This is a genomic window from Streptomyces sp. NPDC005784 (genome assembly GCF_042871525.1).
GTDB lineage: Bacteria > Actinomycetota > Actinomycetes > Streptomycetales > Streptomycetaceae > Streptomyces.
In genome coordinates, this window is sequence record NZ_JBIAIQ010000004.1 from 298,972 (window position 1) to 310,754 (window position 11,783).

General features: G+C 71.6%; 12 protein-coding genes. 4 read left to right on the top strand and 8 right to left on the bottom strand.

Going from position 1 to position 11,783, the window contains the following annotated elements:
- Nucleotides 1-239 precede the first annotated feature (239 nt).
- Complete coding sequence (locus tag ACFYR3_RS09200) at nt 240-1,115, top strand: L,D-transpeptidase family protein (protein WP_389282219.1); 876 nt, start codon at nt 240-242, stop codon at nt 1,113-1,115.
- Nucleotides 1,116-1,534: 419 nt separating this feature from the next.
- Here ACFYR3_RS09200 and ACFYR3_RS09205 read toward each other — a convergent pair whose 3' ends face one another.
- The 8 genes from ACFYR3_RS09205 to ACFYR3_RS09240 all read right to left on the bottom strand — a co-directional run bounded on the left by ACFYR3_RS09205 (nt 1,535) and on the right by ACFYR3_RS09240 (nt 9,616).
- Nucleotides 1,535-2,650 (bottom strand): hypothetical protein, encoded by a 1,116-nt coding sequence (locus ACFYR3_RS09205; RefSeq protein WP_389282221.1) that lies wholly within the window; start codon nt 2,648-2,650, stop codon nt 1,535-1,537.
- Nucleotides 2,650-3,312 carry an RNA polymerase sigma factor gene (locus tag ACFYR3_RS09210; protein ID WP_355851717.1) on the bottom strand — a complete coding sequence of 221 codons (663 nt, stop codon included), beginning with the start codon at nt 3,310-3,312 and terminating at the stop codon, nt 2,650-2,652. The genes ACFYR3_RS09205 and ACFYR3_RS09210 overlap by 1 nt, the downstream gene beginning before the upstream one ends.
- 655 nt (nt 3,313-3,967) lie before the next feature.
- Nucleotides 3,968-4,738: a hypothetical protein gene (locus tag ACFYR3_RS09215; protein WP_355851714.1), complete on the bottom strand. Its 771-nt coding sequence runs from the start codon at nt 4,736-4,738 to the stop codon at nt 3,968-3,970.
- A 147-nt stretch (nt 4,739-4,885) separates the two neighbouring features.
- Complete coding sequence (locus ACFYR3_RS09220) at nt 4,886-5,503, bottom strand: RNA polymerase sigma factor (RefSeq protein ID WP_355851711.1); 618 nt, start codon at nt 5,501-5,503, stop codon at nt 4,886-4,888.
- A 143-nt stretch (nt 5,504-5,646) separates the two neighbouring features.
- Nucleotides 5,647-6,027, bottom strand: a complete 381-nt coding sequence (locus ACFYR3_RS09225; protein ID WP_355844308.1) for a hypothetical protein — start codon at nt 6,025-6,027, stop codon at nt 5,647-5,649.
- Nucleotides 6,028-6,195: 168 nt separating this feature from the next.
- Nucleotides 6,196-6,768 (bottom strand): hypothetical protein, encoded by a 573-nt coding sequence (locus ACFYR3_RS09230; RefSeq protein WP_355844305.1) that lies wholly within the window; start codon nt 6,766-6,768, stop codon nt 6,196-6,198.
- Between the two features lie 234 nt (nt 6,769-7,002).
- The gene (locus ACFYR3_RS09235; RefSeq protein WP_389282224.1) at nt 7,003-7,740 is read right to left on the bottom strand and encodes a DUF4328 domain-containing protein; all 738 of its coding nucleotides are present in this window, start codon (nt 7,738-7,740) and stop codon (nt 7,003-7,005) included.
- A gap of 229 nt (nt 7,741-7,969) precedes the next feature.
- Nucleotides 7,970-9,616, bottom strand: a complete 1,647-nt coding sequence (locus ACFYR3_RS09240; protein ID WP_355844299.1) for a glycoside hydrolase family 20 protein — start codon at nt 9,614-9,616, stop codon at nt 7,970-7,972.
- 540 nt (nt 9,617-10,156) lie between these two features.
- On the opposite strand from ACFYR3_RS09240, the gene ACFYR3_RS09245 reads away from it, so the two are divergent.
- From ACFYR3_RS09245 to ACFYR3_RS09255, 3 genes are all read left to right on the top strand, one after another.
- The gene (locus ACFYR3_RS09245) at nt 10,157-10,726 is read left to right on the top strand and encodes a 2-oxo-4-hydroxy-4-carboxy-5-ureidoimidazoline decarboxylase (RefSeq protein ID WP_355844346.1); all 570 of its coding nucleotides are present in this window, start codon (nt 10,157-10,159) and stop codon (nt 10,724-10,726) included.
- Between the two features lie 170 nt (nt 10,727-10,896).
- The gene (gene sdhC, locus ACFYR3_RS09250; RefSeq protein ID WP_266761980.1) at nt 10,897-11,277 is read left to right on the top strand and encodes a succinate dehydrogenase, cytochrome b556 subunit; all 381 of its coding nucleotides are present in this window, start codon (nt 10,897-10,899) and stop codon (nt 11,275-11,277) included.
- Nucleotides 11,278-11,282: 5 nt separating this feature from the next.
- Nucleotides 11,283-11,774, top strand: a complete 492-nt coding sequence (locus ACFYR3_RS09255) for a succinate dehydrogenase hydrophobic membrane anchor subunit (protein WP_261705971.1) — start codon at nt 11,283-11,285, stop codon at nt 11,772-11,774.
- Nucleotides 11,775-11,783 lie beyond the last annotated feature (9 nt).

Consider the following 11,783-nt stretch of genomic DNA (forward strand, 5'->3'; position numbering starts at 1 on the left):
CCTTGAAGCGGCCCGTGTCAGGAATCGACCTCGGCCACGGACTGTAGGGCCCAGACGCACGAGGCGGAGGGACCCGCGCCGGGACCTTGCCCACCGACCCGTCCGCGGGCCGGTTCCATGGTTTTCTTCCACCATGCCGCCTGGTTCGCAACCGGTCACCCGCGGGGAGCATCTCAGGTGACACGACGGCGGGACGGGGGCCTGATGTGCAGGACAGGACGGGTGGAACAGGGGTCCGGATGCGTACGACTGGCATGAAGAGATCGCTGGCCGCGCTCGCGGCGTTCGCCGCGGTGAGCGGCTGCACGGCGCACGCCGTGGACGCTCAGGGGAAGAAGCCGCCGGTACGGATCGACGGTTCGCTCGCCACGGCTCCCGGCGCGAAGGGGGAGGACGACAAGCCCGCAGCGCCGTCGAAGGGGCCGGACGACAAGTCCGGCTCCGCCGGGGAGGGGAAGGGCGACAAGCCCGCCGCCGTCCCCGCCGAAGTCCTCTGGTCCAGTGGCGACCGGGGCGACGACGTCCGCAAGGCGCAGGCGCGGCTGCACCAGGTCGCGTGGCTGATCACCCCGCCGACGGGGACGTACGACGCCCGGACGGTCGAGGCCGTGAAGGGGTTCCAGGGCAAGCGGGGACTGCCGCGCACCGGTGAACTGGACACCGTCACCTGGCGGCGGCTGCGGAAGATGACGCACGAACCGGCGGACTGGGAGCTGTACCCCTATGGCGGGCAGCCGGCCGCGAAGCCCGACCCGCGCTGTATGACGGGCCGCGTGCTGTGCGTCAGCAAGACGAGCCGCACACTGCGTTGGATGATCGACGGCAGGACGGTCTCGGAGATGGACGTGCGGTTCGGCTCGCAGTACACGCCCACCCGCGAAGGAGTGTTCAGCGTCTACTTCAAGTCGCGCCACCATGTGTCGACGATCTACCACACGTCCATGCCGTACGCGATGTTCTTCAGCGGCGGCCAAGCGGTGCACTATTCCCCGGACTTCGCGGCCCGCGGCTACTACGGCGCCTCGCACGGCTGCGTCAACGTGCGGGACGAGGGGAAGGTCGCGGCGCTGTTCGCACAGGTCCGCACGGGCGACAAGGTCGTCGTCTACTGGTGACAGACCCCTGCGCGAAGGCGGGGCGAGGGAGAGTGGGGCGCGGGCGGGACCGGGGGAACGTGTCCCACCCGCGCCGGTTGCACAGAGCCGTGGGTACGGGGGGAACCCGGGCTCCGTGCGACGGCCGATGACCAGTCGGCTCACCACGTACTGCGTCAGGGCGGCCGAAAACGTCACACCCGGCCCAAAAAAAGTTCTACGCATTACGAAAGCGCAGGTCAGCGAGTCTCGTGGGTTCGCGGGACCAGAGTCACCGGGCTGGGCCACCCGTGCGGCACGACCGGGTGGCCCAGCCCGGCAGCACGCTCTGCGCGAGGGCGACCGTCACAAGAGTGCGCTGGTCGGAGAGCTGACGGCACGACAGCACGCCGGTCCGGAAGCCGACGGCACGCACGATCAGCGCCCGGGAGAACGGCGGTTCACGAGATGGCGGTGTCGAACGGGCTGGGCGTCGGGCTCGGCGTCGGGCTCGGCAGTGGGGACCTCGTCGGCACGGCCGGCCGGAACGCGGCCGGCCCCGGGTAGAGGGCGGACGGGGTGCTGATACCACCGTTGCTCCGGGGGTCGTTGTCGCGCGGCCCTATGTGGTGGCCGTCGCCGTCATCGCCGCCCCGGTCGCCGCCCTGGTCCCCCTGACCGCCCTGGTCGGAGCCCTGCCCCGACCCCTGCTCGCCGCCGTCGCCCGCTCCGTTGCCCGTGCCGTCGTCCGATCCGCTGCCCAGCCCGCGGCCGAGGACGCCCGAGCAGTACAGCTTCACCCGGCGGCCGCCACCCGCCACATGCTCCAGGGCGCGCCTGCGGTCCGCGTCGAGATCCTTGCCGTCGAGGACATCGCGGCAGTACGAACGCGTACGGGCCCACCACTCGCGGGTGCGGTCGGCGCTCCCGGTGGAGTCCGGGCGGGGCAGACCGCTCGCGTAGTCGGTGCCGGAATCGGCGGGCGAGGAGGCGTCGCCGGAGGGACCGCCCGACGGACCGTCAGGCACCGGCACCATGGAGCCGATGCCGCCGGAGACTTCGGGTGACGGCGAGGCGGACACGAGCGGCCGGTCCGGAGTCCGTACCGCCGTGGCCGTGGCCGCCGGGCCCGGGTGTTCACGGGTGAACGGAGTCGGCAGCACTCCGGTTCCGGCCGCGACGGCGACCCCGCCGACCATCCCGACGGCCAGCACCGCGGCGAGCCCGAAGCGGGTGGGCCGTCCCCAACGCGTCCGGCGTCCGTGCGCGCCGGGGCGCCCGATGCGTACGAGACCGGCGTCCGCGGCATGCGCGCCGGACCGCGCGCGACCACCGTGGTCGAGCTGCGCCGCGGCGCCGTCCCCGCCCGCGCGCGCCTTGCGGAACGCGGCCAACGCGGCGGCCTCGCCCGGGAGTTCGTCACTGCTCAGCTTGGGTTCGGCGGCCAGTGTGTCGAGGGCCTCGGCAAGGCGGTCCGCCTGCTCGCGGGTGCCGGCGTCGACGGCTTCGAGCGGCTCTCCGCGGAGCAGACGCTCCGCGGCGTCGCGGTCCAGCCACCTGTACTGCTCGTCGGCCATCACATGTCCTTCTGCGCCCGCGAACGCGTATGCGTCACACCGGCGGACGTCACCGCGCGGATGCGCGAACCTCGTTGCGGGGGAACGGCGTCGAGCGCGCCGACGGATTCCGGATCGGTGCCGAGCAGCTCCGCGAGCCGTTTCAGGCCGCGGTGCGCCGCCGTGCGCACGGCTCCGGGACGCTTGCCGAGGGTCTCGGCGGCCGTCTTGGCGTCGAGACCGACCACGACGCGCAGGACGACGGCCTCCGCCTGGTCCTGGGGGAGCTGGGCGATGAGCGAGAGGGTGCTGTCGGTGGTCAGCGCCTCGATCGCCTCGATCGCGGTGTCGGACTCGGCGGCCTTGCCGGTCAGCTCGGTCTCGTCGCCGCCGATGGCGGGTCGGCGGCCACGCATCCGTATGTGGTCCAGGGCGCGGTTGCGGGCGATCCTCGCCGCCCAGCCGCGGAAGCGGTCGGCGTCCCCGCTGAACCGCTCCAGGTCACGGGCGATCTGGAGCCAGGCCTCGGACGTGACGTCCTCCGCGTCCGCCTCGCCCACCAGCGTCCGTACGTATCCGAGCAGGCGTGGGTGCACCGCTCGGTACACAGTCCGGAACGCGGTCTCGTCCCCGTCCTGTGCAGCAAGTACCGCGGCGGTCAGCTCCGCGTCGTCCCCCAGCACCCCCGCGCCCCTCTTTACGCCTCAACCGGCGCCGCTCTCGCGGACCGGGTTCTCGCCGTCGTGAATCCTCGATGGACGGTTGTGGTCTCAGGTCCGCGTGGTTCTGGTCTCAGGTCCCACGCGGTTCTGGTCTCAGGCCCCACGTGGTCGTGGTCCCGGATTCCACGCAGTCGTGGTCTCAGGTTCCTCGTGGTTGCGGTCGTCCGTTTCTCCGCACCGGCGCGAAAGGCACGTTACGGCCTGAAACAGCTCCCCGTCCATGTTCGTACAACGCGCAACTACAGGGTGACGGTGCGAGGTGTGACACAAAACGCAGTCCCGGCGCTGTAGAGAGTACGGGTCGCCGCGCGGCCCGTGCCGCGCGACGGTCGGGGCCTCTCCTGTGGGGGGTGGCGGCCCCGGCCGTTGCCACGGTTTTCCGCTCCGGCCTGGGGTGATGCACGGCGTCCGCGACCAACGCGCGCCCAACCGGCCAGGCACCCCAAGTGAGCCTCACCAGCCCGACGGGCCGAGCTCCCGGACACCGGCCCGCAGGCCCTCGGGAGAGACCAGGCACGAAGGCCGTCACGTCGGCACGGACGCGTGCACTGTCGCCGTCGGGGCACGCGACCCGGCCCGGTGACCTGCCGGTCCCGGTCCGGCTGCCGCTGCCCGCCTACCGCTCGTTCTTGGATTTCGTCGGCTTCGGTGTGGCGGCGGAGGCCCCCGGAACCGGCGTCCCGTCCGTGTTCCCCGGATTGCCGGGCTTCCCCGTGTTCCCGGTCCCCTTCGTCTCCTTGGCACCGGTGCGCTCGGCCAGTTGCTCGGCGCAGTACGCCTCGACCTTGTCCTCGCCGCCCGCGGCCGCGACGAGCCGTTGCCAGGCCTTCGAGTTCAGGGCGTTGCCCCGGCCCCCGACCGACGCGTACGCACGACAGTGGGCCTCGGTGTCCCGGGCCCGCGGCGGACGGTCCGGGGAGTCGGTCTCCGCGGAACCGCTCGGGCTGGAAATGCCCGGAGCCCCGGGGCCGACGGGCGGCGCGGCCTCCTCGGAGAGCCGGTCCGGGGCGCTGTTCGACGGCCGGGCCGTGGCTCTGTCCCGGTGGCCGCCGTCTTCGTGCGAGGACGACCCGATGGCCGCGACGGCGACGCCGCCCAGCGTCAGACCGGCCAGCAGCGCGGCGAACGCGGCCGTCATGGAACGGCTCGGCCGCCGCTGCCCGTTGGGGCGCCAGTCGTCCCTCCGCCGGGTGCGAGCGGCGTGCGCGCCGCCGTCCCGCGCGACCCGGAAGGCGGCCACGGCCTGCGTACGCGCCTCGGTGTCGTGCGCCCGACCGCGGATCGCCGCGGCGAGGAGCGTCTCCAGGGCGGCCTGTTCGCCCCCGGGGTTCGCCGGATGCGCGACGCGACGGTCGGGAGCCCCGCCGTCACCGTGCCGTTCACCCATGTCCGGTTCCCCGTCCGGTGTCACGTCCGGTTCCATCTCCGCCTGCCGCTCCGCCCGACAACTCCCCGCCGTACCAGGACTCCACTCCGCGCTCCGCGCCGTACGACGATGCCGTTCCGTACGACGATGCCGTTCCGTACGTACCGCTCATCCCGACTCCCCCAGCGTCCGGGAGTCCTCGTCCGTCACACCCGTGACGCCGAGCTGGCGCGCGAGCCGCTTCAGACCGCGGTGGGCGGAGGTGCGCACCGCGCCGGGGCGTTTGCCGAGGACACGCGCCGCGGCCGGTCCGTCGAGGCCGACGACCACCCGCAGGAGCACGGCCTCGGCCTGGTCGCGCGGCAGTCCCGCGACCAGCTCCAGGGCGTACTCGGTGGACAGGGTCTCCAGCGCCTCGTCGTGCGTGCTGTGCCTGCCGGGCAGGTCCAGCACATCCTGTTCGATGCTCGTTCCCCGGGGCCGTACCCTCAGCCGCCGCAGATGGTCCAGTGCCCGGTGCCGGGCGATGGTCGCGGTCCAGCCGCGAAACCCCGCGCCGTCTCCCCGGAACCGTCCCAGGTCCCGGGCGATCTCCAGCCAGGCGTCGGACGCCACGTCCTCGGCGTCGTCGCCGACGATGCCCCGCAGATAGCCGAGCAGTCCGGGCTGCACGATCCGGTACGCGGCCGCGAACGCGACCTCGTCCCCTTCTTGCGCCCGCGCCACGGCCACGCCCAGTTCCGTGTCGTACGGCTGCACGCGGCGGGGTTCCCCTCCCTGGCCCAACACTGTCCTCGTTCGCACCGAGTTCGCCCGAATGTGCCCTGTCGACGCGGCCGGCCGCGTCGACACCCCCATGGTCATCAGCGTCGGACCCCACGGAAATGTCACAGTGCGTCAGACAGGCCGCCCGGCCACGGAAAGCGGCCCTACCGGGTGGCCTCACGGCACAGCAGGCGCAGGGAGCCGTCGCCGGCGTAGCAGCGGCGGGCCTCCTCGATCGGGTCCCAGAGTCGTCCGTCCGGGGTGCGCAGCCAGTGTTCGCCCCCGGTCTCCCACCATTCGGCACCGGCCTGACGGGCGACGACCTCACCGGCGTACGCCCCGAAACCGCGCAGCACGCTCTCGACGGCGGCGTACGGGGCACCGTCCCGGCGTATCTCGTCGATCACACGGTCGACGCGCCACAGGCTCTGCACCGAGTAGTCGAGGTGCAGCCGGGCGCCCTCGCGCATGGTCGCGACCGTGTCGGCCGCCCAGCGAACGGGCTTTGTCGCAGCTGAGGGCCGGGTAGCTTGAGTTGCGTTCACACTCGATAGAGCGCGACGGCGGCCGAATTCGTCACCCGTCCGGGCGAGGGTTCGCGACACCGGCCCAGGACCGCCACCTCCACCCCAGGACCGTCACAGAAGCCCCTCAGGAACAAGGTTTGGGGTGCGCCGGAGCCCTACCGCCTCCGGCGCACCCGTGTCCCGGGGCTACACCCGCCCGCGCGCCCTGCGTGACACCACCGCCTTCAGCACGCGCCGCCCCTCCGTCGACGCGTCCAGTGCGAGCCGCAGCCCACCCTTGCCGTGCTCGGCGAGCAGTTCCAGGATGGCGACCTGGCGGCGCAGTTCGGCGGCGACGAGCGGGGACATGCCCTCCGTGCGCCCCTCACGGCGTGCCGTCACGCACGCCTCCGCGTCGTCGGCGTGGTCGAGGAACCGGTGCACCTGCAGTGCCGCCACCGAGCAGGCGTCCGACCAGGCACGCAGCTCATCCTCGGAGGGCTTCGCGGGGACGGCGTCGAGCATGCCGCGGGCGAGCACGGCGGCGTGGTCCTCGTCGGTCACGGCGGGCTCGGGGTCCTCCGCGTCCAGCTTGGCGCGCGCCTCGTCGAGGCGCGTTCCCCACTCGGCCCAGGGGTCCGTCTCCGCCAGGCTCGCCCACAGGGGTCGCAGGACATCGTCGTCACCGCCCAGCAGCGGTACACACCGATCCAAACAAGCCAGACCGCTCGCCGCCAGACCTCGCTCGTCGGCCTGAGCGATCAGTTCCACCAGACTCATCACGACTCCCTCGAAATGCCTCGACAGGGCGCCCTTGCCTTACGGAGCCCGCACTTCCCCTTACTGCGTGCAACGGACCAGGAGTGTCACAGTGCGACCCCACCTTGCCCGCCGGGGAGCCGGATGAACAGGTTTTCGGCCAATTGCTCTGACTCGGCACCCGACACGCCGAGGAGCGGCCCGACGACTCCTCAGGTGGGAGGTCGGGCCGCGAAACGGACGAATCGGTGCGCGTCAGATGCCGGACGCGACCGGGCCCTCGTGCGCCTTGCGGTCCTGCATCCGCGTCAGCTTCAGCACGACGAGGATCGCGAACACGGCGGCCACGATGTCGAGGGCGTCCGCGATCATGGCCTCGCCGGCGGCGGCCTGGAGCTCCACGGTGGTTTCGGCCTTGCCGTACGTGCCGAAGGAGGCCCGGCCGAACAGCAGCCCGATGATCCAGAAGGTCCACCAGGCGTTGACGAGCCCGTGCCCTCTCCGGGCACCCGCGGGGCGGCTCGCGTCCCAGATGTCCGCCATGACCCGACGCGGGAACCACAGGTTCACCACCGGGACGAACCAGCCCCAGCCCACCCAGGCGCGGGATTTCTCGTGCCCGAACGGACTGAAGACCTCGGCGTTGACGCGCACCCGCAGGAACCAGTTCAGGAAGACGACGGCGGCCAACACGAGCGCGGCCGACTGCGCGTACCCGACGGCGGCGTTGAGCGATTCCGCGTGCTCGGCCCGTCGCCAGACGTTGTCACCGGACCCGCCGTCCACGAGGACTCCCAGCGCGGTCTCCAGCGTGTAGTCCGCCCAGATCGCGAAGAGGTCCACTGCGATCACCAGGCCGAGCAGTGCGGCGGCGACCTTTCCGAGGACGACGGGCGAGCGCAGCGAGGCGGGGCCGTGCGGCGACGGGAGCGGCGGCAGCGGCGCCAAGGGGGCCGTGAAGGCGATCCCCTGCGCAGCGGGCTGCGGCGACACGGGCCCTTCCGCCATGGGCTGCGCCGGGGCGGGCCCCTCCGACGTGGGCCGCTGCGGCGATGGTGGCATGGTCATGAGAACCCCCAGGTGTGCGTCACCGCGTGGTGACGCACAGGAAGCCGGGCGCACCCCTCCCCAGAGGTCGCGCCCGGCATACGAACAAGTAAGCGGAAAGTAAGGTTCCAAGCGTCGCCGTGTCCAGCCCGTTCCTGCCGCGCCCCGTACCGCCTCAGCCCAGCTGGTTCGCCAGCGCCTTGAACTGCGTCCAGGACAGGGCCGGCGTGCGCGGGTCCCACAGTTTCTGGGTCAGGGCGCGCAGCGGCATGCGGATGCCCGCCGCGACCTGGTCCTGGGTCTGCGAGCCCGCGAGGTCGCACCACACGGCGAAGGACCCGCCGAGGATCTGGGGGTCGTACTTCGCGGGGACCGGCGTCGTGCCGCGCAGGACGAGGGGGGTCCACTGCTGGTAGATGCGCTGCCCGGTCGGGTAGACGAAGGTCTGGGGCTCGCCGAGGACGTAGTAGAGGAACTCGTCGTTGTAGTTGATGACCTTGCGGCCGGCGCTCAGATATTCGACCGGCTGCCGGGCGCCGATCTCCTTGCCGGTCCAGTACGCCACCTGGAGACCGCCGTCCGCCTGGACGGTGCTCCCGCGGAAGAAGCCGTCGTTCCAGGCCCGCGCCGTCCGGCCGTGCCCGTGGATCAGCTTGGCGCGGTCGTTCAGCCAGCCGGTCGTGAGGTCGGAGACCGTCGCGCCCGCTCCGTACTTGTTCCTGGCCGCGGTGGCCAGCTGCGGGAAGGACGCCGCCGGGTTCGCCACCGTCAGTGCCTGGTACTCGTCGCCGCCGAGGTGCCAGTAGGCGCCGGGGAAGAGGACCGCGTACTCGTTGAGCAGATCGTCGACGAAGGCGCCCGCCGCGGGCTTGGAGATGTCGACGGCGCCGCGGACGGGAACCCCCGACACATTGCGCAGCTGGAGATCGGGATGCGCCGCGATGACCGCGCCGAGGTGGCCCGGCGAGTCGATCTCGGGCACGACGGTGATGTGCCGGCTCGCCGCGAGGGCGAGGATCCGGCGCACCTCCGCCTTCGTCAGATGCTGCTTCGACACGATCTCGGGGTGCCTGTCGGACTGGATGCGGAAGCCCTGGTCGTCGGAGAAGTGCAGGCCGAGCTGGTTGTACTTCAGGTCCCCGAGCTCCCGCACCCGGTCCTCGATCCAGGCCGCCGTGAAGTGCTTGCGCGCGATGTCGAGCATGAACCCGCGGAACGGCTTCGCGGGCCGGTCGCGTACGACACCCTCCGGCGCGGTACCGCCGCCGTGCACCTCCTGCTTGAGGGTGCGCGTGCCGTAGAAGACACCGGCCTCGGCGGGCCCGGTGATCTTGACCCGGCTGTTCTTGACGGTGAGGCTGTACGACTCCGGGCCCGCGGTCCCCTTGTCGAGGCCCAGCTCGACATCGCCCGCCTTGGCGCCCGTCCGCCCCGCGTACGTCAGCTTGAGCTCGCCGGCGAGCAGCTTGCCCTCGTCGGCGAGGCCGTTGTTGTCCACGACCACGCGGGCACCGGCGGCCGGGCGCCAGCCGGGGCCGTGGGCCGCGATGTGCTGCCGTACGGCCGGGATCGTGCGAGGGGCCTTGGAGAGGGGGTAGTTCCGGGTCGGCAAGGGACTGGCCGCGGGCGACAGGCCCGCGGACACGGCCTGCGACCGGTCGGCGGACGGCACTCGCGCCCCGGCCGGCTGCCCGTCTCCGCCGGGCCAGACCGCCACAGCCACCGCGACGACACCGGCGACCGCCAGACCGCCCGCGACAAGCCCGGCCTGCCGGTTGGGCCCTGTCCGCCGCCGCGGCGCCCGCCGCCTGCCACCACTCACTCCGCCACCCTCATTTCACCGCGCTCACTTCGCCGCGCCCACTTCACCACGACCGCTTCACCCTGCTCACCCCACCCTGATCACTACACCGCGCTCACTTCAACTCCGCTCACTTCACCCCGCTCATTTCGCCACCGCATTTCGCCCTGACCGGTTCCGCCACGCCCATGTCGCCGCCCGGGGCCCTCCACCGTTCGGCCCGCCGGTTCCGCCGCGCCATGTCGCTTCCGGGCCCGTTCCGGCCCGTCCCTCCATTCAGGTGTACTCCTCCATCGAGGTGTCCACCTCTCCACTCCACCCCTCGGCGCCGCTCCTCCGCGCCACCGCGAACTCTGCCCCGGCCGTCACCGGGGCCGTCCACCACACGCTCCGAAACTCTCTCGTGCGGGTGAAATCCGGGCATCCGTCGGACAGGTCCCGACACTCCTCGATAGCGTGAGCGGCACACCTTTCACTTCTCCCCCTGCCGAAACACACGTATCGCACGCACGTCACGCTCACGGGACGTCGCGCGTCTCACCCCACCGCCGAGGACCCACGCTGACGTCTCACCGTCTCCCACGCCTCCCCGGCCAGGTCGCCCTCCCCGAGCAGAAGAGCGCGGCGCCGTCCCCGGCCCGCCTCGACGGGTTCAACTCCGCACCCGCCGATGAGGTCACCCGCGCCCTGCTCACCTGCTGCCGCAGCCTGCGCTGGGTCCACCGTCTCGCCGACCACCGCCCCTACCCCGACCTCGGCGCCCTGCTGGCCGCGGCCGACGAGGCGGCGTACGACCTGACCCCGGCCGACCTGGCCGAAGCCCTCGCCGGCGAATCGCTCACGCTGCTCCCGGAGGGCGCGTACTCCGTCGCCCACACCGCGCTGAGCGCCGCGCACGCCGCATACGAGAGCAAATTCGGACATGTATTCGTCATCTGTCTGGACGGATTCACCCCGGGGGAAGCTCTCGACCAAGTACTCGTCGGAATCCGGTCGCGCCTGGCGAACGATCCCGAGGAGGAACGGGTCATCACCGCCGACGAGCTGCGCAGACTGGCCCGCGGCCGGCTGACCCGCCTCGTCCTTCAGTTCGCCCACGAGCCGCGATCCGCCGACATCCGGCGCCCGTAATAGCCCGAACGTGCCTGATTGATTGCCAGTTTGATCACATTGATAGGGCCGCTGTAAGCGTTCCGACAACACGTCGCTACGATGGCCGGGGCCGGTGGACCGTACCCGGCCGGGCCCGACCGACAGAGAAGCCGGCGCGGCCCCAATCCCCGCTCCCGGAGGGTTCTTCCGTGCCGGCTGGAACGCTGTACCGCGGCCGGGAAGGAATGTGGTCCTGGGTGGCTCATCGAGTCACCGGCGTCCTCATCTTCTTCTTCCTGTTCGTACACGTGCTGGACACCGCTCTCGTCCGTGTCTCCCCCGAGGACTACGACAAGGTCGTGTCCACGTACAAGACGCCGATCGTCGCGCTGCTGGAGTACGGCCTCGTGGCCGCCATTCTCTTCCACGCGCTCAACGGCCTGCGTGTCATCGCCGTCGATTTCTGGTCCAAGGGCCCGCGCTATCAGAAGCAGATGCTCTGGTCCGTCGTCGGTATCTGGGTCGTGCTGATGTTCGGGGCTCTTTACCCCGTCCTCGGTCACGCATTCCGCGAAGTATTCGGGAGCTGACGCAGATGTCCACTACTGACACCGCCGCTTCCGGTATCGGCCCCGTAGAAGGTGCCGGAGATTTCTCGGCCTACAGCGTCGACAACCCGGCCCCGTTCATCGAGGCCCCGCGCAAGCGCACCAAGAAGACCCCGAAGTCGACCCGCGGCAACTTCGAGATGTACGGCTGGCTCTTCATGCGCCTGTCCGGCATCGTCCTGGTCGTCCTGGTCCTCGGCCACCTGCTGATCCAGCTCGTCCTCGACGGCGGCGTCTCCAAGATCGGCTTCGCCTTCGTGGCCGGCCGCTGGGCGAGCCCCTGGTGGCAGGCCTGGGACCTCGCGATGCTGTGGCTCGCCATGCTGCACGGCTCCAACGGCCTGCGTACCGTCATCAACGACTACGCGGAACGCGCGGGCACGCGCCTGTGGCTGAAGGGCCTGCTGTACACCGCCACGGTGTTCACGATTCTGCTGGGCACGCTGGTGATCTTCACCTTCGACCCGAACATCCGCTAGGCACGGGGC

What these genes read in the sequence shown, in the direction of transcription:
- ACFYR3_RS09200 (WP_389282219.1), top strand. Translation starts at nt 240, where the DNA reads ATGCGTACGACTGGCATGAAGAGATCGCTGGCCGCGCTCGCGGCGTTC.
- ACFYR3_RS09205 (WP_389282221.1), bottom strand. Translation starts at nt 2,650, where the DNA reads ATGGCCGACGAGCAGTACAGGTGGCTGGACCGCGACGCCGCGGAGCGT.
- ACFYR3_RS09215 (WP_355851714.1), bottom strand. Translation starts at nt 4,738, where the DNA reads ATGGGTGAACGGCACGGTGACGGCGGGGCTCCCGACCGTCGCGTCGCG.
- ACFYR3_RS09230 (WP_355844305.1), bottom strand. Translation starts at nt 6,768, where the DNA reads ATGAGTCTGGTGGAACTGATCGCTCAGGCCGACGAGCGAGGTCTGGCG.
- ACFYR3_RS09255 (WP_261705971.1), top strand. Translation starts at nt 11,283, where the DNA reads ATGTCCACTACTGACACCGCCGCTTCCGGTATCGGCCCCGTAGAAGGT.